General features: G+C 61.5%; 15 protein-coding genes. 7 read left to right on the plus strand and 8 right to left on the minus strand.

Translation table 11 applies throughout. The features are described 5' to 3' along the window. The 4 genes from FQ705_RS27725 to FQ705_RS27740 form a co-directional block, all read right to left on the minus strand. Entirely contained in the window at positions 1-1302 is a 1302-nt protein-coding gene (locus FQ705_RS27725) for a Rieske 2Fe-2S domain-containing protein (RefSeq protein ID WP_144146758.1), read from the minus strand. 48 nt (positions 1303-1350) lie between these two features. Then, positions 1351-2703, minus strand: coding sequence for an MFS transporter (locus tag FQ705_RS27730; protein WP_144146761.1), 1353 nt, complete (start codon positions 2701-2703; stop codon positions 1351-1353). 46 nt (positions 2704-2749) lie between these two features. Beyond that, a complete protein-coding gene (locus FQ705_RS27735) occupies positions 2750-3520 on the minus strand; it encodes an SDR family NAD(P)-dependent oxidoreductase (protein ID WP_144146764.1) in 771 nt (256 codons plus the stop codon). Between the two features lie 63 nt (positions 3521-3583). After that, positions 3584-4924, minus strand: a complete 1341-nt coding sequence (locus FQ705_RS27740; RefSeq protein WP_144146767.1) for a Rieske 2Fe-2S domain-containing protein — start codon at positions 4922-4924, stop codon at positions 3584-3586. A gap of 331 nt (positions 4925-5255) precedes the next feature. On the opposite strand from FQ705_RS27740, the gene FQ705_RS27745 reads away from it, so the two are divergent. Beyond that, entirely contained in the window at positions 5256-6485 is a 1230-nt protein-coding gene (locus tag FQ705_RS27745; protein WP_144146770.1) for a porin, read from the plus strand. Positions 6486-6571: 86 nt separating this feature from the next. Here the strand turns inward: FQ705_RS27745 and FQ705_RS27750 are convergent, their stop codons facing one another. The 4 genes from FQ705_RS27750 to FQ705_RS27765 form a co-directional block, all read right to left on the minus strand. Further along, positions 6572-7267 (minus strand): FadR/GntR family transcriptional regulator, encoded by a 696-nt coding sequence (locus FQ705_RS27750; RefSeq protein WP_260854629.1) that lies wholly within the window; start codon positions 7265-7267, stop codon positions 6572-6574. 118 nt (positions 7268-7385) lie between these two features. Continuing rightward, entirely contained in the window at positions 7386-8678 is a 1293-nt protein-coding gene (locus FQ705_RS27755) for a CaiB/BaiF CoA transferase family protein (RefSeq protein WP_144146776.1), read from the minus strand. Positions 8679-8760: 82 nt separating this feature from the next. Continuing rightward, positions 8761-9723, minus strand: coding sequence for a PDR/VanB family oxidoreductase (locus tag FQ705_RS27760; RefSeq protein WP_144146779.1), 963 nt, complete (start codon positions 9721-9723; stop codon positions 8761-8763). 31 nt (positions 9724-9754) lie between these two features. Further along, a complete protein-coding gene (locus tag FQ705_RS27765; RefSeq protein WP_144146782.1) occupies positions 9755-11077 on the minus strand; it encodes a Rieske 2Fe-2S domain-containing protein in 1323 nt (440 codons plus the stop codon). Between the two features lie 316 nt (positions 11078-11393). On the opposite strand from FQ705_RS27765, the gene FQ705_RS27770 reads away from it, so the two are divergent. The 6 genes from FQ705_RS27770 (at position 11394) to FQ705_RS27800 (ending at position 20940) form a co-directional block, all read left to right on the plus strand. Continuing rightward, a complete protein-coding gene (locus FQ705_RS27770) occupies positions 11394-12734 on the plus strand; it encodes an MFS transporter (RefSeq protein WP_144146785.1) in 1341 nt (446 codons plus the stop codon). Between the two features lie 14 nt (positions 12735-12748). Next, positions 12749-13843 (plus strand): CaiB/BaiF CoA transferase family protein, encoded by a 1095-nt coding sequence (locus FQ705_RS27775; protein ID WP_144146788.1) that lies wholly within the window; start codon positions 12749-12751, stop codon positions 13841-13843. A gap of 123 nt (positions 13844-13966) precedes the next feature. Beyond that, complete coding sequence (locus FQ705_RS27780; RefSeq protein WP_144146791.1) at positions 13967-15145, plus strand: thiolase C-terminal domain-containing protein; 1179 nt, start codon at positions 13967-13969, stop codon at positions 15143-15145. Then, complete coding sequence (locus FQ705_RS27785) at positions 15142-15609, plus strand: Zn-ribbon domain-containing OB-fold protein (protein WP_144146794.1); 468 nt, start codon at positions 15142-15144, stop codon at positions 15607-15609. Before FQ705_RS27780 ends, FQ705_RS27785 begins: the two co-directional genes overlap by 4 nt. After that, positions 15606-17306 carry an FAD-dependent oxidoreductase gene (locus tag FQ705_RS27790; RefSeq protein ID WP_144146797.1) on the plus strand — a complete coding sequence of 567 codons (1701 nt, stop codon included), beginning with the start codon at positions 15606-15608 and terminating at the stop codon, positions 17304-17306. Before FQ705_RS27785 ends, FQ705_RS27790 begins: the two co-directional genes overlap by 4 nt. A gap of 463 nt (positions 17307-17769) precedes the next feature. After that, positions 17770-20940 carry a response regulator gene (locus FQ705_RS27800; RefSeq protein WP_144146799.1) on the plus strand — a complete coding sequence of 1057 codons (3171 nt, stop codon included), beginning with the start codon at positions 17770-17772 and terminating at the stop codon, positions 20938-20940. Positions 20941-21158: the final 218 nt, after the last annotated feature.

Below are 21158 nucleotides of genomic sequence, written 5' to 3' on the forward strand. Positions count from 1 at the left end.
TCAGACCATCGTGTCGTCTTGCGACCAGCGAACAGCCTTCTCAAGTTGCGCGTCGTACGCTTTTTCGAGCGGCACGGCCGGGTCATGCAGAAACGAGCCGGCACGCGCGCCGAAAAACACGTCCGCATTCTGCACGCCGGGCGGCAACGTTCCCTGTTCGCGCAATGCCTGCGTTGCCAGCAGCAGGCGCCGCCGCGTTCGCGCGATCATCTGATCGGTTGGGGAGAGATGTTCGTAGCTGTGGCCAACGATTGGTCCCATGCTCTCCGTCACCGCCTGGTCCTGCATGGTGATGTTCGGAATGCCGGTGTACTGGCCACCGTTGCGTTGAAGTTCGCGATCGATTCCCCAATCGTTGCGCCTGTCGTCCACGCAACGCCAGCGGCCAAACCAGTCCGTCGACGCAGGTGCGTATTCAAACGGAGCAAAGAGCGGCTCGCCCGTTTTTCTCGTCGAACTATAGGCAGGATTGCCTTCGTCGACGCCGCACGTAATGTCGAACAGCATTGAATGTTCGTCGTCCATCGGAACCCACGCACGTGCAATCGCGCGGCTCGCGAATCGGTTGTTGGGGGTCTGCGTCCAGAACGGGAACATGAAGTGGGCCACGCGCCACGAACGCAGGCCGTCGTCGTTCGGGCGATAGCCGCCGTACATCGTTCCCCATTCGGTGTTCGCCACAGCGTATTCGGGAGATCGGTCAAGCACCGTAGGCCGCATCGGGTGATCGTCTGCGAGATCGTCAGGCTTTAGCGAACCGACGTGAAGAAAGCCCACGTGCGAGGTGTCGATGTCGCCTTCGAGCGCCTGCAACCAGTTGCAGTCGCGTTGCAGACACCAGATTTCGCAGTCGCCAACCAGATTGGCTTCGATAACCGGCAAAGGCGGCGGCTCGGCGGCATCGCCCATATAAACCCAGATCAAACCATTGCGCTCGGCAGTCCGATACGCCTTCGCGTGCACTTTCTCCTTGAAATCCTGATGCGCCGGCACGCTCGGCATGTCGACGCAACGCCCTGTCACGTCAAATTTCCAGCCGTGATAAACGCACCGAATGCCGCCCTCTTCGTTTCGCCCTAAAAAGAGCGACGCACAGCGATGCGGGCAACGGTGGTCGAGTACGCCGACTTGCCCTTCGCTATTACGAAAAGCGATCAGCTTTTCGCCGAGCAACATCAGGCGGACCGGGTCGCCGTCCGCTTTCAGTTCAGACGATTTCGCGGCGGGCACCCAATACTGCCGCATCATCGTGCCCATCGGCGTGCCCGGTCCGACGCGAGTGAGGTCTGCTAAATCCATCATGTATGTCCTGTTCCTAATAACGAAAAGGCGAGCCAGAACGCTCGACGTTCAAAGAAGTGCGTCAAGTTGCACACGCTCTGGCGACAAAGGTTTCTGATACCAGACCTGCATGAAAGCAATGCTGATTGCTCCCAGAGCCAGCGGCAATGCCATCAGAAAGAAAACTTGCTGCGGACCCCAGCCGGACTGCATCAGAAACCCCGGCACCATCGGTCCCAGAATGGCCCCACTGCGGCCGATACCCAGAACCCACCCAAGCCCTGTCGAGCGCAAGACAGGTGGATAGAACTCGACTGCCAGCGCGGACACGCCCTTTTGCAGACCGCTAACGCAATAGCCAAGGCAGAACGCCGCGGGCGCTATGACAATCACGGTCGGCGAGAGCAGCACGCCTACGAGCGGAACGAACAGGGCACCCGCGAAGAAGTAGCCGATGACAACGCGCGATCTGCCGAAACGGTCCATCAGATAGCCCGTCGCGATCGCGGCGATACCACCCAGATTGGCCAGCGTCGAAGCAAAAATGGCGTTTTGCTGAGTTGCTCCGATTTTCACGAGAATCAGCGGCATCCAGCTCAACACGAAGAAATAGACAACGGCGTTAAAGCTCAATGCGAGCCATAGCATCAGCGTTCCGACCAGACGCCGTTCGGCAAAGAGATTCACGACACCGCCCGCGCGCAACTCGCGCTGGGCGCCCGCGATCACCACGCCGTTCACGGGCGCTCCCGGATAAAGCCTGGCGAGTATCTCCATGACACGAGCCGATCCACTCGCGCCGCGCGAAAGCAGCCAGTACGGCGACTCGAACCAGACCGCCGCCACTGCAAGTGCCGCGACAACCGGCATCAAACCACCGACCACCATCGCGCCACGCCAACCGTAATGCGGCAGCATCGCCCAGGCCACTGCGCCAGCAATCATGATGCCGCTCGTCGTGCCGAGATACAGCATGGCGATGAGCGCGGAGCGATGGCGGGCGGGAAATATTTCGGCAACGAGCGCCAGGGTCGGAGGCACCACGCCGCCGAGTGTCAACCCGACGGCGATTCTGAACGCCACGAGCATCTGCGCGTCCGTTGCCAGCAAAGTTGCGAGATTGAGTGCCCCCATGGCCAACAGGCACCAGACCACCAGACGCTTCGCGCCGACCCTCGATGCAAGCGGCGCAAGCAGGAGAAAGCCGATCAACATGCCGCTGTATCCAGCGGAAAGTATCGTCCCCTGTCTGGCCGGCTGGATTCCCCATTCATGCACGATCCTCGGCATGACATAGGCCATGATCTGCAGATCGAATCCCTCGCAAAGCAGTGCGAGCGCGCCGACCGCGGCAATTACGATCTGCAGATGGCCTATGGGTCGCGTGTCGATGATTTCGGCAACAGGTGTCGTCAGCCCCATGGGGTCTCCTCATTTATTTAGATTCGTTGCGGGTCGGCCAGTTTGCCTAGCGCATGTACAGGCCGCCGTTCACATCAATCGTTGCTCCGACCATGAATCCCGCCCGATCGGACGCGAGAAGCGCGACCGCACCGGCGATCTCCTCCGGTTCCGCAAATCTGCCGACGGGAACCTGTTTGTTGATCTCATCGCGCAGATGGGCAAGGCGTTCTTTTGCACTCGAAACCGGTCCGGGCGAGACGGCGTTGACGGTGACGCCAGTGCCCGCGAGCTGTCGCGCGAAGTAGCGCGTGAGCGTCATTGCACCGCCTTTTGCCGCTGAATAGTGCGCGGACGCGACTGTGCCGCCATTGTGCGAAGCGAGCGATGTGACGTTCACAATCCGTCCGTAGCCAGCGGCTTTCATTGGCTTCGAGAAAACCTGACAACTGAGGAAAACGCTTCGCATGTTGATGCTTACGATCTCGTCGAATTCCTCCGGCGTAATGTCGTCCACGGGTGTGCGCCTGGCGTAGCCCGCATTGTTCACGACGATATCGAGCTTGCCCCATCGCTGCAGAACGGCACTCAACGCGTTTTCAAAATCACTCTTTTCACGCACATCGAGCCTGAAGGCAAAGGCCGATTCGCCGGTTGCATCGAGTTCGAGCGCGGTCGCCTGTGCACTCGCAAAATCGACGTCTGTTACCACTACTCGCGCCCCACCCGCGTGAAGTTCGCGAGCAATCGCAGCGCCGATGCCGCGGCCGGCGCCCGTCACGACGCCGACTCGCCCGTTGAAGATTCGCGAGGTTTCGCTTTGTACTGCTTCAGTCATGTCGTCTCTCTGCTTTTAGGGTTCGGCGCGGTGCGCCACGTTCCAGCAGCGCACCGATAAAGATCAATGGGTGGCTTCGTCGGGACTGCGCGACACGTCCGCGCTCGCTTCCGCAGGCCAGCGCTGGGCCCTTTCGAGTTCCGCCCGATAAGCGACCGGGAACTCCACGTCGGGATCGGCGAGAAATGCGCCCGAGCGCGCGCCGAAGTACGTTTGCGGCGACGACGCACAGGGCGCGGAAGCCGGATCGTCGCTGAACTTGCCGAGTGCCTGCGAGAGCCGTCTGCGTACGAACGCGATCATCTGGTCCGTGGGGGCAAGATGTTCGAAGCTGTGATCTGTTACGGGCCCCATGCTTTCCGTGATCGCCTGATCCTGCATCGAAGGATTGTCGATGCCTGTGTAATGAATCATGTCGCGCTGGGCTTGCCGGTCGATGCCCCAATCGTTGTGCAAACCGTCGACCGGCAGCCAGCGGTCGAACCACCCCGTACCGTTCGGCTTGCGTCGAATCTTTTCGTACAAGGGCTCGCCATTCTTTAGCTTCGTCGTGAAGAACGGATTGCCTTCGTCCACGCCGCCCGTAATGTCGAACAGCATCACGTGTGTGTCGTCCATCGGCACCCAAGCGCGTGCGATTGCCCGCGTCGAGAACAGGATATTGGGTGTCATCGTCCAGAACGGGAACATGAAGTGCGCCGCGCGCCACGACATGCGCCCTTCCTCGTTCAAGCGATAAGCGCCGTACATCGCGCCCCATTCGGAGCTTTGAACGCGATATTCCGGCGCGCGGTTGAGAACCGTGGGACGCAGCGGCGAACTTTCCGGCAGATCTTCCGGCTGCAATGCACCGACGTGGAGAAAGCCGACGTGACTCGTGTCGATGTCGCCTTCGAGTGCCTGCAGCCAGTTGCATTGGCGTTGCAAGCACCAGATCTTGCTGCCGGGAATCATGTTGGCTTCGATTTCAGGCAACGGCGGCGGGCTAGCCTGGTTTTCACCCATGTAAACCCAGATGAGCCCATTTCGCTCGGTGGCCTTATAGGCTCGCGCGTGCACCTTGTCCTTGAAGTCGAGGCGCGCCGGAACGCTTGGCATATCTACGCAATGACCGTCGACATCGAATTTCCATCCGTGATACACGCAACGGATTCCGTTTTCCTCATTCCGCCCGACGAAGAGCGACGCGCAACGATGCGGGCAACGATGATCGAGTATGCCGACACGTCCGGATGTATCGCGAAAGGCGATTAGCTTTTCGCCGAGAATCATCAGCCGGACCGGGTCGCCGTCTGCGGAGACTTCGCTCGAAAGCGCGGCGGGAAGCCAGTATTGCCGCATGAATTTGCCCATCGGAGTTTCCGGGCCTACATGCAGGAGATTGGAGATGCCGTTGTTGTTCATGAGGGATATTCCGGTAGCCGTTTTTATGCGATGAGATCGTTACACCGCTCTCACCGCGCCTTGTGAATGCGTCGATTCTATGAGGCGTTTTTGCGCGGCAGCTATCGGAAAAGCAACGTGGGTATTCGCGAAACGAAACGAAAACTCCCTGAGGCCGCCACCCGCCTCATGTCCACGGCTCCTAGGGATTTCTCCCGATATTGACAGCCATGGCCTCGACTCACTAGGATTGGTCCAACCATTTAGGTGGTCCACTTTGAAGTGGCCAATTTGGTGGGCCGGCATGCGCTGACATCGCGCAGAAGAAATAATCTGAACACTCGGAGACGTAATGAAAAAAACCATGCTGCTGGCGATCGCCATGGCCGGCACGGCCGCATCGGCGGCACACGCGCAGAGTTCCGTCACGCTATACGGGCTGATTGACGAAGGGCTCAACTACGTAAGCAATGTACAGACGGGCCGCGCTGGCGGCGCGCTCGTTGGGCAACGGCAGATAGCGATGTCCGACGGTGCGACCGGCATCGGCGGAAGTCGATGGGGACTGAAAGGCAGCGAAGACCTGGGAGGCAATCTGCGCGCTATCTTCACGTTGGAAAACGGCTTCAATATCAATACGGGCGGTCTTTCTCAAGGCGGCCTGCTATTCGGGCGTCAGGCTTTTGTCGGCCTCGCTAACAGCGCCGGGCAAGTCACGCTGGGCCGTCAGTACAGCATCGTGAGCGACATGCTGGCGCCTCTGTCCGAAGCGGGAGAAATCCCTGGACACATGGGCGCAAATCCCGATGACTTCGACGATCTCGGCCACACCATCCGGCTGAACAATACGATCAAGTTCAGGAGCACATCGTTCGCAGGCGTGACATTGGGCGCGCTCTATTCGCTCGGCGGTGTGGCGGGGTCAACCGGCCGCAATCAGGTATGGGCGGTCGCGGCAACTTATGCGAACGGTCCGTTTGCCGCAGGCGTGGGTTATCTGAATGCGCGTGACCCGAATCTTTCGTACTTCGGTACGAACGGCAATTCTGGCAGCAACACGACGAACAATCTGGGTTCGTTTGGTTCTGCCACTGCCGCGCAATCGAACCCGATCTACGCCGGCTTTGCCTCCGCCACGACGTTCCAGTTGATGATTGCGGGTGTGAAATACCACTTCGGCCCGATGAGCGTCGGAGCAACGTGGTCGCATGCCGGTTTCGGCGGACTCGGTAATACGAGCGCGGGTCCCGATCCGCTTCGTTATGCCGGTTCGGGCGTGCTCAACAACGGTGCGATCAACCTGTCCTATGCCTTCACACCGGCATTCAGCATCAACGCGGCTTACAGCTATACGCACAAGGCGAGCCTCGGCGCGTATTCCGGTGCGGATTACCATCAGGGGACGCTCTCGACCGCTTACTTGCTCTCCAAGCGCACCGAACTGTACGCTGTCGCAATCTATCAAAAAGCGAGCGGCACCGATTCGCTCGGGCAATCGGCGGTGGCCTCCATTACGCAATTGACGCCGTCGGCGACGGATCATCAGGCGCTGGTGCGTCTGGGCATCCTGCACACGTTCTAATCACGGTCCAATACGCTGAAGCACGTAGAAAGGGGTGGATTCTCCGTACGGTGAATCCACCCCTTTCTCTTGCTCAACCGCGCTGCCTATTTCTTCTTGCGCACCGGCTTCACCTTCGGTGAGGCTTCTTCGCCGAGAATCTCGCTCCACGATTCGACTGCGCTTGCGAAGTGCGTTTCCATCAAGGCGATCGCCTTCTTGACATCGCGCTTCTTCACCGCCTCATAGAGGCTTGCGTGCTGCGCGGCCGAGCTTTCACCGCGCCCGGAGTCAGCAAAGAGCGCGAATCGCCGACTCTCCGAAATACGGTAAAACGAGTTGAGTAGCCGCACGAGCACTTCATTGTGCGTGCAGCGCGCCAGCGCGATGTGGAACGCAGTGTCTTGCAGGGAAATGTTGCCCTTATTCGCGAGTACGGCTCGTGTCGCGTCGATGACAGACACCAGGCTGTCGAGGTCCGCTTCCGTACGACGCTCGCAAGCGAGTTGCACGCCGCGCATTTCGAGCGCCCAACGCACTTCGAGCGTTTCTTTCACTTCGTTCATCGACGGCTCGGAGCCCATTTCGGTCAGCAGCACGATCGTCTCGAAGCTGCTCTCGGTGGACATGCGGCGAAGATAGATGCCCGAATTGGGCCGTGATTCGATCACCCGAAGCGCGCTCAGCGTGGAAAGCGCTTCGCGCAATGCGTTACGCCCCACGCCAAAACGCTCGGCGAGCGCTCGCTCGGAAGGCAGACGCTCGCCGCTTTCGTAGCCGCGCTCTTTGAAAAAAGCCAGCATTTTCCCGACCAGTTCTGACCGTGAGGTTGATTCGCGAGCAACGGGAGACGTCAGTTCCATAGCATTGAAAAAAGATCACAAAACGCAACTCGCCGATTATACAGACTGGCCTTGCGGCTCAGGCCGGCGTTTCCGCCGGCGCCTGATCGATGCTGCTGTAGGCCACGCCTGCGTCGAGCAATGCGCTGGCGGCCTCGGCGGAGTAACCGAGCATGCCTGTGAGGATTTCGCGGCTATGCTCGCCGATACGCGGAGCGGGCGACGGATCGGCGATCGGCGTTTTGCTGAAGTTGAACGGCAAGCTGATATTCGGGATCCAACCGAGATCGGGGTGTTCGAGCCGGCTCACGAGCTTTCGTTCACGTGCTTCCGCCGAGCGCAATGCCTCGCCGACCGTGCGCACTTCGCCACATGGGATCGACGCCGCCCGCATGCGCTGCTGCCAGTACGCCCACGGATGACGAATGAACGCCTCGTCGAGAATCCGGAACAGCTCCTCTCGCCGCGTGATTCGACCGTTGCGGTCCGCGAGGACCGGATCGGCCGCCAGTTCGGGCATCTCCAGCACCTGGCTTGCCAGGCGATGGAAAATCTTGTTGTTGCCGCAGTTGATGTAGAACGCTCCGTCGGATGCCTTGAAGACGCCGGACGGGCATGTGTCGGGGCTGGTGTTGCCGTGGCGTTGCGGCTCGTCGCCGGTGAACAGATGCTGCACTGTCGCATAACCCGTCATCAGGACCGCATTGTCGAAAAGCGACACTTCGATGGCTTGCCCTTTGCCGCTGCGCTCGCGTGCGACCAGCGCGCCGAGTATCGCGTTCGACGCCATCATCGCGGTGCTGATGTCCATGACCGGAGACAGCGCCCGCACGCCAAGACGGTCGGGATAGCCGTTCATCGAGACAAAGCCACTTTCGGCTTGCGCAATCGGATCAAAGCCGAGACGATCCGCAAATGCCCCCTTGCGGCCGTACGCGGAAACCGAACAGTAGATCACTTCGGGATTCAGTTCGCGGCAGGTTTCGTAGCCGAGGCCCAAACGCTCCATCACGCCCGTCGAGAAATTCTCCGCCACGACGTCCGCCGTTGCGATCAGTTCGCGCGCTATGCGCCGGCCGTCTTCGTGCTTGAGGTCGAGCGCAATGCTTTGCTTGTTGCGGTTCGCCCAAAGGTATGGCGCGCCGATGCTGGCATCCTGCGGATGCGCCGGCGGGTAATAGCGAAACTCGTCGCCACGGCCGGGCGCTTCGACCTTGATGACTTCGGCTCCCATGTCGGCCAGCAGCATCGTTGCAAAAGGTCCGGCAATGAAATGCGTGAAGTCCACCACGCGAATGCCTCCCAGTGCCTTGGGCGCATTGGCGGGCCGCGGTTCGTGCTCGGGAAATTCGTTAATCAGTTTCGACAGCATTGGGTGTCCTTGTCGTAGCGCACGGCGCGAGGCGCGCCCGCTGGCGGTGAGTTCGGGGTCGGTTGGGCGTTGGCGTCAGTGCTTACAGATCGAGTACCAGCGTCTTCGAAAGCGATCCGGAGCAACACACCATGACCGAGCAGTTCCGGTCTTTTTCCTCTGCGCTCAGGAAGTCGTCGCGATGGTCGGGTATGCCGTCGATCACACCCACGCGACAAGTCCCGCATACACCCGACGAGCACGCGTATTGCACCTCGACGCCGTTATCGAGCAACGTATCGAGGATCGTTTTGCCCGACGACACGGCGATGCGGCGGCCATCGTGCTTCAGCACGACATCGAAACCGCCCTCGCTGGCCGACTCGCTGGCCGCGGCGAAGCGCTCGAAGTGCACCTCTTCCCGTGGCCGCGCCGCACCGGCTGCAATGAAGTCGTCCACCATGCCGCGCGGGCCGCAGCAGTACAGGTGCGCACCAGCAGGCGCGTTGGTGACGATGCTCCCGACGTCCGGCCGCCGCCCTTCGTTCTGGAAGTACATCTCGACGTGCGCATCCGTGTGGTCGATTTGCGCAAGCTCGGCCGTGTAGGCCGCACGCGAGCGCTCACGCACGGCGTAGTGCAATCGCCACGGCGCACCGATGCGCTCGAGCCGCCGGATCATCGACAGTACCGGCGTAACGCCGATCCCACCACAGATAAATATCGACTCCCGCGCATGCTCGTCGAGCGGGAAATCGTTCTTCGGTGCGCTTATCGTGAATTGCTCACCGACACGCGGCACGCTGTGCAACCACGCAGAACCGCCGCGGCCTGCCAGTTCGCGCTGCACGGCGACCACGTAACGGTGCCGCTCGTGTGGATCGTTGAGGAGCGAATAGCTGCGAACCCGGCTTTCCGGCAGAAAGAGATCAATATGTGCGCCGGCTTCGAAAGCAGGAAGAGGCGTCGCTCCGACTGGCCGGAACTCATAAGAAGCGACGTCATCCGCTTCGAAACGGATCTGCGTGAGCCGCACGTCGATACGTTCAGGGATTTGTTGAGACATGTTACTCATATATCCGCCAGTTGATGAACGCTCAGGGCGTATAGCCGAAGTCAGCACCGAGGCTCGCGCGCATGTGACCTGCACCGTCCTGCTGCCATGACGCGCCGACGGGCAGGGTCAACGAAACCGCCCGCGTCATCCACAAATCCGGGTCGTCGACGCGCACTGTCGTCTTGCCTTCGCTTGCGAGCTTGCGCACGTTTTCGAGCAGCAGCCGGCGCGTCATCGCCACGCCGGTGTCGCTAATGCCGAGGTTTTCCCTGCTGCGATCGTAAATGGGCGCGACGCCCGACTGACAGGCGGCGTCCTGCACCCATAGCCCTGGAAGCCCGGAGAACCAGGTTTTCGTCTGCGCGTCGTAGTCGAAAAGGAAAGCCGAATCAAGGTTGAATTTGGTCCAATACTTCGCGTAGGGCTGCGTGACCGGACGCGGATGATAGGCGTGCGTGCTCGCGTGACCAGTTTCGCGGCCCTGATGGCCGGCCTCGAAGAGTTGCTTTGTTTTCTCGTAGAGCGGACGGGCGGGCGTATAGGAAAACATCAGGCACAAGGTGTTTTCGTCGTCGAGCGGTACCCACGCGTGACCGCTCAATTCCGGATACTTGGTTTGGGGCGGCACGAGCGTGTAGAACGGGAACATGAACTGGTTGACGCGCCAGTAGTGATGTTCTTCGTCCAGCACGCGCCGCGACGCGACACTGATACCAAAATCCTGCCGCTGACATTCGAACACGGGCCGCAGGTCACGCTTTGCAGTCCAGTCGTTGATCGCGCCCTGGGAGTCGATGCGACCATGCAAAATGGGCGCGTGCGCCGAATCGATTTCGCCCTCCACCGCCTGCAGCCAGTTGCACTCCTGCACGCGGAAGCTGAAATGCACGTTTTCCTCCGGCACCAGATTCCATTCGAGATTAGGTAGCGGCGGCAATGCATCCGCGGAAGCATCGCCCATGTACGCCCACACGATGCCGTTGCGCTCCCGGCACGGATAGGTTTTGATGCGCACCTTCTCCTTCAGACGACTTTCCACCGGTTCGGCCGGTGTATCCATCACGCGACCGTCTACACCGAACTGCCAGCCGTGGTACACGCAGCGCAGTCCGGATTTCTCGTTGCGGCCAAACACGAGCGGCGCGCCGCGGTGCGGACAGACGTGGTCCACGAGTCCGACGCGGCCTTCCGAATCGCGGAACGCGATCAGGTCTTCTCCTAGCAGACGCAGGCGTTGCGGCTGCCCATCCACTTCCAGATCCGAGGACGGCAGGAACGGCAGCCAGAAAAGACGCATGAACTGGCCAGTCGGGGTGCCGGCGCCGACGCGAACAAGGGTTTCGTTGTCTTGATGGGAAAGCATGTCAGATTCCGTCTCTCGATGTGAATTGGTGGGACCAATTATAGGTTGTGGAGTACGCGCGTCAACACCTCTAAGCATTTCCGGTTCACCACTTTGAAAACGTTTAATTTTGCATGCGAGGGTTACAAATAATATATAAATCCACTTTTTACAGAAAAATAGACATTTAATTCTTATTTATCCCGCCATCTGATCCGATACGTAGAACTCACGTCGCCGGATAGGGGATTTCCCGAACTGCGGGAAGGCCCACAAATATTCTATATTGACCCACCAAATTGGTCCCTCCAATTCAAGATTCAACAAGGAGATAAACATGATCGGGTCGCCCCAAACCCCTGCCGTGACTACGGGGTCACAGCAGGCCATGTCGGGAGACGCCAGTGTCGATGGCGCCCATGTCGTATCGCGAGTCGGGCGGCGTCTGATGTGGTATCTGATTGCTCTCTATGTCGTATCCGTGCTGGACCGGGGTAATCTGAGTTTCGCGTCGTTTTCGATGAACAAGGAACTGGGTCTCACGCCACAGATGTACGGCATCGGCGTGGGCATCCTGTTTCTCGGCTATGCGCTCTTCGAGGTGCCGAGCAATCTGATACTCGCGCGCTACGGAGCCCGCATTACCCTTACGCGTATTGCGGTCATGTTCGGCGTTGTCACGATGTCGATGGCGTTCGTCATGGGCCCCTCCAGCTTCTTCACGATGCGAGCGCTGCTCGGGATCGCCGAAGCGGGGCTCACGCCAGGCGTATTCCTGTTCCTCAGCTACTGGATTCCGCAGCAGTACCGGGCGCGCTATAACGCGATGTTTTCCTATTCGATTCCCGCCGCCTATGTCGTTTCATCGCTTGTCTCGGGTTCGATCATGCAACTCGACGGCGCGTGGGGCGTACCGGGCTGGAAGTGGCTCTTCATGCTCGAAGGTTTGCCCGCTGTCGCGCTGGGCATTTTCGGCGCCTTCTATCTGACCGACCGGCCGCATCAGGCGGGATGGCTCTCGTCGCGCGAAAAGCTGTGGCTCGCCAAGCAACTCGAAAAAGACGAAGCGGCACCCGCGCACGGCGTGCCCACTGGGGTGATGGCGCTGATGCGCCGGCCGGAAATGTGGGTTCTCACGCTTGGATACGTGGGCATCTTCTCCGGTAACGCAACCGTGGGCGCCTGGCTGCCGCAAATACTGCATCACGCGGGCGTGTCCCTTCACAGTATCGGCTTTGTCGCGATGATTCCGCCGCTCGCCGGCATTGTCGGCATGACATTCCTGTCGCGCCACTCGGACCGCCGCAAGGAGCGTGTTCTGCACACGGTCGCCTGCATGCTGATCGCCGCGACCGGTTACACGACCGTCGCGTTTTCTACGACGCTGCCCGCTGCGCTGCTCGGTTTCATGCTGGCCAACATTGGGGTCTACGCTTCGCTGGCGGTCTTCTGGACCATTCCGCAAACCTACGTACCCGCGAATGCCAAGCCCGCCGTGATCGCCATCATCAGTTCGTTCGGCGCCTTTTTCGGTGGCTGGATCGTCCCGATGATGGTCGGCCGTCTGCAGCAGGACACTCATAATCTCGCCAGCGGCATGATCGTGGTGGCCGTGTTCTTCGTGCTGTCATCGATCTGCGTCCTGATCGCAGGGCGCCGCATGGCGAGCCGCGCATGAGCACGGGAGCCGGTATGCAAAGAGGTCCATTGTCTGGCGTGCGTGTCGTCGAATTCAGTGCGCTCGGTCCCGTGCCGTTTTGCGCCATGCTGCTCGCCGACATGGGTGCCGACGTAGTGCAGATCGCGCGACCGCGCGCCGAGATCGACGACACCAACTTCATGCAACGGGGCCGCCGCGTCGTCCCGCTCGACCTGAAAAATCCGTCCGACCGCGACACGGCGCTCGACCTGATCGCCTCCGCGGACGTGCTACTCGAAGGAAGCCGCCCTGGTGTCATGGAACACCTCGGTCTCGCTCCGGCAACCTGCCTCGCCCGCAATCCGCGCCTCGTGTACGGCCGCATGACAGGCTGGGGTCAAACTGGTCCGCTCGCGTCGACTGCGGGGCACGACATCAACTACATCGCGTTGAGCGGCGTGCTGGACGCAATTGGAGCGGCCGACGGCGCGCCGGTGCCACCATTGAACCTCGTCGGCGATTATGGCGGTGGTGCCATGTTTCTCGCATTCGGCGCTCTCTGCGCACTACTTGAAGCGCGCGTGAGCGGCGCGGGCCAAGTCATCGACGCGGCGATGATAGACGGCAGTTCCATGCTGATGTCGCTCTTCTGCCGTCTGCTCGCACAAGGTCAATGGAGTGGCCCGCGCGGCACTCAGATGCTTGATGGCGGCGCTCCGTGGTACGCCACCTATCGAACCGCCGACGATCGCTATGTTGCAGTCGGCGCTATCGAAGAGCCGTTCTGGCAGGCACTGCTCGCCGGACTTGAAATCGGGCCCGACAGCTTGCCGCCGCGTGGCGACAAAGCCGGCTGGCCCACGATCCGCGCCGCGCTCGCCTCGACTTTCGCGACCCGGTCCCGCGATGCGTGGGCCACGCATTTCGGTAGTGCCGACGCCTGCGTGAGCCCAGTTCTCAGTTTGAGCGAGGCGGCGCAACACGAACACGTCGCGGCGCGCGCCACGTACATTGCCGACGACAGAGGCATACGCCCCGCCGTTGCGCCGCGTTTGAGTCGCACCCCCGGCGGCAAAGCCGCGCAAGCCGCGCTCAGCAACGCGCACGCCGTACTCAACAGCTGGCGCACCAACGAGTCGCAACGGTGAGCGCCGCCAAAGCGTTCTTCACTTAGGACCATCAATCATGTTCACGGGCTTTACGCATGATTCCAGACTCGGGATGCTCGAAGCAGAAACAGGCCCGTCAATCCCCACAGGAGGCATCACGCTATGACGCGTTCGTTGAAAGGTCGAGTGGCGATTGTCGGCATCGGTGAGACGCCCTATTACCGGCACGGCCAGTCGCCCGACGCGGAGTTCAAGCTCGCGCTGCGGGCCATCCTCGCAGCCTGCGCGGACGCGGGTATCGATCCGCGTGATGTCGATGGCTTCGCCTCATATAGCGACGACCGCAGCGATGCTTCGCGCCTTGCTGCAGCGCTTGGCTCGAGGCAGTTACGCGCGAGCACCATGCAATGGGGCGGCGGCGGCGGCGGTTGCTGCGCGGCAGTCGCCAACGGTGCAGCCTCCATTGTCGCGGGACTGGCCGACTGCGTCGTCGTATTCCGGTCACTCGCACAAGGTCAGTACGGACGCTATGGGCGTACGACGGGCATTGACACAATCTCCGGTGAAAAAGCGTATCTGATGCCCTACGGTGTGCTCGCGCCACCGCAACGCTTTGCCATGCGCGTGCGGCGCTTCATGCATGAGCACGGCGTGCGTCAGGACGCACTGCGCGCCATCGCGTTGGCTTCCTATCATCACGCGCAGTCCAATCCGCGCGCGGTAATGTATGGCAAGCCGCTCGATGTCGAAAAATACGAGGCGTCGCGCTGGATTGCCGAGCCGTTCCATCTGTTCGACTGCTGCATGGAAAACGACGGGGCGGCCGCGCTGATCCTGGTCCCCGCCGAGCGGGCGCACGAATTTGGCGACAAGGCTGCGTTTGTGCTCGGCGCGGCCTCGGGCTCCGACCATCGCTTCGCCGCGATTCCGCACAACGGACCGCACTACGCCAGCTCGAACTTCGGGACGGTCGCGCCCGATCTCTTTCGCATGGCTGGCATCGGTCCGAGCGACGTCGGGGTAGTGCAAAGCTATGAGAATTTCACTGGAGGCGTCGTGATGGCACTCGCCGAACATGGCTTTTTCCCGCCTGCTGCAGCCAATGATTTCCTCACGCTGGAAAACCTCATCGCTCCGGACGGCCGCCTGCCGCTCAACACCAGTGGCGGCAATCTCGCCGAGTGCTATATGCATGGCTTTGAACTCGTGCTCGAAGCTGTCCGGCAAATCCGCGGTACATCTTGCAACCAGGCCCGCCGCAACGATGTGGCGCTCGTGATCGGCGGCCCGATGGTCTCGCCAGTGAGCAACCTTCTGCTTGGATCGAGGGCAACGCAATGAGTGAGCAGCACACCACCAGTTATCTCCCCGCCGGCTTGCCGATCCCGGTGTCCGAGCCGGACGGTCTCTCTGCGCCCTACTGGCAGGCGCTGCGCGAGAACCGCCTGCTAGTGCAGCGATGCCTGCACTGCGGCACACACCAGTTCGGTCCGGAGTGGATCTGTCATGGCTGCCACGCCTTCGATCCTGCATGGGCCGAAGTCGTGCCGCACGGCCGGATCTATAGCTGGGAGCGCATCTGGCACCCGTCGCACGACGCGCTGAACGGCCACGGACCCTATCTCGCGGTGCTCGTCGAATTGCCCCATGCGGGACATGTACGCATGATCGGCAATCTGCTCGGTGATCCGCTGCAGGACGTGACCATCGGCGCCGAAGTGGAGGGCGTGTTCGAGCATCACCTCGATGGGCAGCCGCCCTACTCTCTGCTGCAATGGCGCCTGCGACGCTCCGGGACCCCATGACCGCGCGCGACCACAACAATACGCGCGACGAACTCTGCGACCTGATTGTCGTCGGCGCCGGCGCGGGCGGCATGACCGCGGCACTCACGGCAGCGCACATGGGGCTGAACGTGGTGCTATGTGAGGCCACTGCCCAGGTGGGCGGGACGACGGCGACGTCCGCGGGCACGCTCTGGCTGCCTGGCAACCGCCACGGCCGGCAGGCCGGCTACACCGATTCCCCACAGGCCGGCGCGCACTACCTTCAGGCGATCAGCGGTCCAGACGACGCGCTTGATCGGCGGCACGCGTTTCTCGAAAGCGCGGACACCGCGATCGAATTCCTCGAGCGTCATACGGCGCTTGCATTCGCAAGCGCGGGTGAGCATCCCGATTACCTCGAAGCGTCCGGCGCCGCGACCCACGGTCGCGCGCTCTCGCCGGTCGAATTTGACGGCCGCCTGCTGGGCGCCGATTTCGACCGTGTGCGCGCGCCGCTCGACGATTTCCTTTTGCTGGGCGGCATGATGGCCAACAAGGTAGACGTCCAGTCGCTCGTGCGCCGCTATCGGTCGTGGAAGGCGTTTCGTCGCACCGTGCAACTGGTCGGTCGTTATGCGCGAGATCGCTTACGCTACCGGCGAGGCACGCGGCTCGTGCTTGGCAACGCACTGGTCGCACGCATGCTGTTCAGCTTGCGCGCGGCCAAGGTCGAGTTGCGTTTTGAAACACGGCTCGTTGGCCTCGACAAGGACGGTTCGGGAAGAGTATGCGGCGCGACTTTCGAGTCGGGAAACAGCCGTATCAGTCTGCAAGCACGTTGTGGCGTAGTGCTCGCGACGGGTGGAATCGGCCACCATGCGGAACTGCGCGCGGCGCTCGATCCGAGCGCATTCGAGTCTCTCACGCCGCAGAGCGTGCGCGGTGAAGGGCTCGCGCTCGCGCGCGAGGCGGGCGCAATACTGGAGCGGCACCCCGGTGATTTTCTGTGGCAACCTGTCTCGCGCGTTCCCGCATCGGGCGGCGGTCATCGGCTATTTCCGCATCTCTACCTTGATCGCGCAAAGCCCGGCCTGCTCGCGGTCGACCACGCGGGGCGGCGCTTCGTCAATGAAGGCGCGTCGTATCATCATTTCGTCGCAGCGATGATTGAAAGGGCTGCTGACCGGCCTGCGTATCTGATTTGCGATGCTGCGTTCGTCAGGCGCTACGGGCTCGGCGTAATTCCACCAGGCACACGCAACCTGCGGCATTTTGAGCGCGCCGGCTATCTTGTCATCGCCCAATCGCCGGAGGAACTGGCGAAACGACTCGGTATCGACGCAGGAGCGTTCAGCGACACGATTCGGCAGAACAACGAATACGCCGTGAGCGGAACGGACGCAGAGTTTGGAAAGGGCGCCACGCCCGTCAGCCGTTTCAACGGCGACGCGCAGCATCACCCGAACCCGTGTCTTGGGCGGATCGCGACGGCGCCGTTCTGCGCGCTTGCCATCTGGCCCGCCGACGCCGCGAGCAGCAGCGGCTTGCGCACGGACGCCGACGGCCGCGTGCTCGACATCCATGATCGCGCCATCGCGGGGCTCTATGCGTGCGGCAACGACATGGCTTCGGTCATGCGCGGCACTTATCCGGGGCCCGGCGCGACGCTCGGCCCTGCGATCGTATTTGGTTGGCGCGTCGCGCGGCATGCCGAAGCAACGCTGCGCAGTTCGTAGATAGGCGCCACCGGCTGCGCCTTCCTGCCTATCTTGTTGAGCGCTGCCGCGCGATGGACCCGTGCGGGGTCGCGCGACAGTAACGCGGCGTCGTAGCCGTGTCTCGCGAACTCGTCGACTGTGGCCCGGCCCACCCCGGCACCGGACAACCTTGGCCATCGCGTTGCCCCGTTTATCGCTCGAATGCGGCCGAACGGAAGCTTCGGAAATTCGGGCGTTCAATAAAAACATTGTCCAGCGATGTGTCGAGCAGTTTCTGTCCCCGAGGAAACCAGCGATACTTGAATCACATACAGTCTGCGCGCCGAACCGGGCGCCAATGCGTCGTCCCGTGAATTACAATGCGCTGGCCACGCGACAGCCCGCCCGCCACACCGTGCTCCTGCCGCGATAAGGCGCGCTGTATCGACCACCCGCTGACGCACTGCAGCGAGGCCATGCGACTAGTCTGGGTATACCCAATATGCTGACCTATAACAAAACCACAGCGATATACGGGGCAATTGCCGCACTCACCATCACGATTTTTGTGTTCGATTGCCTGACGCCGCTCGGCGTCGCCGTCTGGATTCTCTACCTTGCCCCGGTCGCCCTTTGTCTCTTTGTCAGGGACGCAGCCGCCCCACTGATATCGGCGCTGATATCCACGCTGTTCATTGCGGGGGGCTTCTTCCTTTCGAGTGGTACGCCGACCATGAGCGTGCCTGTCGTTCTGATGAATCGCGCGTTTGCCATCCTCACTATCTGGAGCGTGGGCGCCATGGCTTTCATGTACGTCCGTTCGCGTACCAGACTTGAGAGACTGACCCGATTCCAGCACGCCCAGGTACAGGTCGCGATGCAGATTCGCGGCGCAACCACGCCCTCTACGTTGGGCGCGTCGGTTCTGCGCGTCCTGACGACGCTGACCGACGCCCAGGTCGGCGCAATCTATGTCCGCGACGAAGACCTTTTGCGTCGCATCGCCACCTGGGCGCTGCCCGAGCCCGACGCCGCGCCGGCGATCATTCCGCTCGGCGCCGGACTGATCGGCCAGGCCGCACGGGAAGGACGGACGCTCAAGATCGTGGACGCGCCGCCAGGATACCTGCATATCGGCTCGGCACTCGGCGACGGGCATCCGTCGCAAATCTTCGTCACGCCGCTGACTGCCGACGGCGTGGTAGTCGGGGCGCTCGAACTCGGCTTCGCCTCGGGCCAACGGCCGCTCGACGAGACTGAACAGCTGGTGGAAGGCGTGGCCGAAAGCATCGGCATGGCGCTTCGCTCGGCAAGCTATCGTGCTCGCCTGGAGAAACTGCTGGAGGAGACGCAGCGCCAAAGTGAACAGTTGCAGGTGCAACAGGAAGAACTGCGCGTCACGAACGAGGAACTGCAGGAACAGAGCCGCGCGCTGATGGACTCCCAGGCGAGCCTGGAAACGCAACATGCCGAACTCGAACAGAAAAACGTACTGCTCGAAGGCTATGCCCACCGTCTGGAAGCACAAAAAACGGAACTTCTGGTCGTGCAGCAGGCGCAGGAGGTCAATGCAATACGCCTTGAAGACGCCAGCCGCTACAAGTCCGAGTTCCTGGCCAATATGTCGCATGAACTGCGCACGCCGCTCAACAGTTCACTGATCCTCGCGCAACTTCTGGAGCGCAACAAAGACGGCAACCTGACCTCGGAACAGGTGCGCTACGCCGCAACGATCCATGCGTCGAACAACGCGCTGCTCGTTCTGATCAACGACATTCTCGACCTGTCGAAAGTCGAGGCCGGACAGATCGCGATCGAATGCGAACCGGTCGCGATCGATGCCTTGATGCTCTCGTTGCAGCAGACCTTCGCACCCATCGCGCAGGAGAAAGGCCTCGATTTTCGTGTCGATCGAACGGCCGGTGTGCCCGATGTCATGATCACCGACAACCAGCGCGTCGAGCAGATTCTCCGAAACCTGGTGGCGAACGCGATGAAGTTTACCGAGCATGGAGAAGTCCGTCTCGTGGTTGAACGCGTCGACGAGACGCTCCGCTTCGACGTCCATGATTCGGGAATCGGCATCGCCGCGGATAAACTCGAACTTATCTTCGAAGCGTTTCAGCAGGCCGACGGCACCACCAGTCGTCGATTCGGCGGCAGCGGTCTGGGCCTTTCGATTTCGCGCGAATTCTCCCGCCTGCTCGGTGGCAGGATCAGCGTCGCGAGCGAGGAAGGCGTCGGTAGCGTGTTTAGCCTCACGCTGCCGGTTTGCTTCACACCCGCCGCGCGAGCTGCCGCAGCAGTCGACGCGACGCGGCCCACCCCGTCTGCGAGCCCGACACCTGCCGCGGAAAAAGGGGGACTGGCGGGCGCCGTACCGCGCTTGCAGGTCTCCGTGTCAGCCGGACAGAGTCGGGGCGAGCTGCCGGAATCGCTGAGCACTTCAGTAACCGCCGACTCGATTCCCGACGATCGGAACCACCGTCAGCGCGGCGAACGACTTATTCTGGCTATTGAGGACGACGCCGCCTTCGCGGCTATTTTGCGCGACCTCGCACACGACCTGAACTTCGACTTCGTCCACGCAACGAATGCCGCCAGCGGTCTTGCTCTCGCGCGCGAAACACAACCGGCCGGCATCTTGCTGGACATCGGCTTGCCGGACCGGTCAGGACTCACGGTGCTTGAATGGCTCAAGCAGGATTCGCTCACCCGCCATTTGCCGATCCATATCGTATCCGCGACCGACCATGCCGAACGGGCCAGGTTCCTTGGCGCGGTCGGCTATACGTTGAAACCCACTGCGCGAGAGACGCTCGAGGCGGCACTTCTGCAACTCGAAACCCGGCTCGAACAACCGATGCGCCGCGTGCTCGTGGTCGAAGACGATGCCGTGATGAGCGAGAGTATTCGCACCCTACTGGAAACTGACAAGACGGAGATCGTCCTGTCTTCCACGCTGGGCGATGCACTCCGGCAGATGGAAACGAGCCGCTTCGACTGCATCGTGACGGACCTCGCTCTGCCGGACGGCACGGGCTACGATCTGCTCGAACAGCTCGCCGCCAATCTCTCCTGGGTGACAGTGCCCGTCATCGTCTACACCGGGCGGGTGCTGTCCGACGACGAAGAGCAAAGGCTGCGGCGCTATTCGAAGTCGATCATCATCAAGGGGGCAAGATCTCCCGAACGTCTGCTCGACGAAGTGACGTTATTTCTGCACAGCGTCGAATCCTCGTTGCCGCCAGAGCAGCAAAGAATGCTTCGCGCGGTACGGCAGCGCGATCGTGAATTCGAAGGGCGAACCATCCTGCTGGCCGAAGACGACGTGCGCAACATCTTTGCGCTTTCGCACGTGATCGAGCCGCTCGGCGCGGCCCTGAGAATCGCGCGCAACGGCCTCGAAGCGCTGCAGGCGCTGGAACGCGAACCCGACATCGACCTCGTTCTGATGGACGTCATGATGCCGGAAATGGACGGGCTCAGCGCCACCCGGGAAATTCGCCGCAGCGACCGGTTCGGGCGGGTTCCGGTGATCGCACTGACGGCCAAGGCTATGGCTGACGATCGTCAGCGCTGTCTCGAGGCCGGGGCGGACGACTACATTTCCAAACCGATCGACGTCGAGAAAATGATCGCGCTGTGCAGGGTGTGGTTGCAACAACGGTAGCGGACGGCATGGTCGCGAGTTCGGGGAACCAGCACGCCATTCGGGGTCATTCAATCTGAATGCCCGAATCCCGTCGGGGGAGGCCGAGATGGAAGCGATTCATTTCCCGCTCGAAGACGACGGCCGCCGCCAGTGTGCTCTTGCCGCGGCGACCGGCTGTACACCATGCATGAAGTAGGCCTATAGCGCGTGCGGATCCTCGTCCGAGATTTTTGCAA

Source organism: Paraburkholderia sp. BCC1884 (genome assembly GCF_900996225.1).
Taxonomy (GTDB): domain Bacteria; phylum Pseudomonadota; class Gammaproteobacteria; order Burkholderiales; family Burkholderiaceae; genus Paraburkholderia.

Bases quoted from the DNA above. Each gene is read 5' to 3' on its own strand.
- FQ705_RS27800 (WP_144146799.1), top strand. From the start codon at position 17,770: ATGCTGACCTATAACAAAACCACAGCGATATACGGGGCAATTGCCGCA.
- FQ705_RS27760 (WP_144146779.1), bottom strand. From the start codon at position 9,723: ATGTCTCAACAAATCCCTGAACGTATCGACGTGCGGCTCACGCAGATC.
- FQ705_RS27740 (WP_144146767.1), bottom strand. From the start codon at position 4,924: ATGAACAACAACGGCATCTCCAATCTCCTGCATGTAGGCCCGGAAACT.
- FQ705_RS27790 (WP_144146797.1), top strand. From the start codon at position 15,606: ATGACCGCGCGCGACCACAACAATACGCGCGACGAACTCTGCGACCTG.
- FQ705_RS27775 (WP_144146788.1), top strand. From the start codon at position 12,749: ATGCAAAGAGGTCCATTGTCTGGCGTGCGTGTCGTCGAATTCAGTGCG.
- FQ705_RS27765 (WP_144146782.1), bottom strand. From the start codon at position 11,077: ATGCTTTCCCATCAAGACAACGAAACCCTTGTTCGCGTCGGCGCCGGC.
- FQ705_RS27725 (WP_144146758.1), bottom strand. From the start codon at position 1,302: ATGATGGATTTAGCAGACCTCACTCGCGTCGGACCGGGCACGCCGATG.
- FQ705_RS27745 (WP_144146770.1), top strand. From the start codon at position 5,256: ATGAAAAAAACCATGCTGCTGGCGATCGCCATGGCCGGCACGGCCGCA.
- FQ705_RS27785 (WP_144146794.1), top strand. From the start codon at position 15,142: ATGAGTGAGCAGCACACCACCAGTTATCTCCCCGCCGGCTTGCCGATC.
- FQ705_RS27750 (WP_260854629.1), bottom strand. From the start codon at position 7,267: ATGCTGGCTTTTTTCAAAGAGCGCGGCTACGAAAGCGGCGAGCGTCTG.
- FQ705_RS27730 (WP_144146761.1), bottom strand. From the start codon at position 2,703: ATGGGGCTGACGACACCTGTTGCCGAAATCATCGACACGCGACCCATA.
- FQ705_RS27735 (WP_144146764.1), bottom strand. From the start codon at position 3,520: ATGACTGAAGCAGTACAAAGCGAAACCTCGCGAATCTTCAACGGGCGA.
- FQ705_RS27770 (WP_144146785.1), top strand. From the start codon at position 11,394: ATGATCGGGTCGCCCCAAACCCCTGCCGTGACTACGGGGTCACAGCAG.
- FQ705_RS27755 (WP_144146776.1), bottom strand. From the start codon at position 8,678: ATGCTGTCGAAACTGATTAACGAATTTCCCGAGCACGAACCGCGGCCC.
- FQ705_RS27780 (WP_144146791.1), top strand. From the start codon at position 13,967: ATGACGCGTTCGTTGAAAGGTCGAGTGGCGATTGTCGGCATCGGTGAG.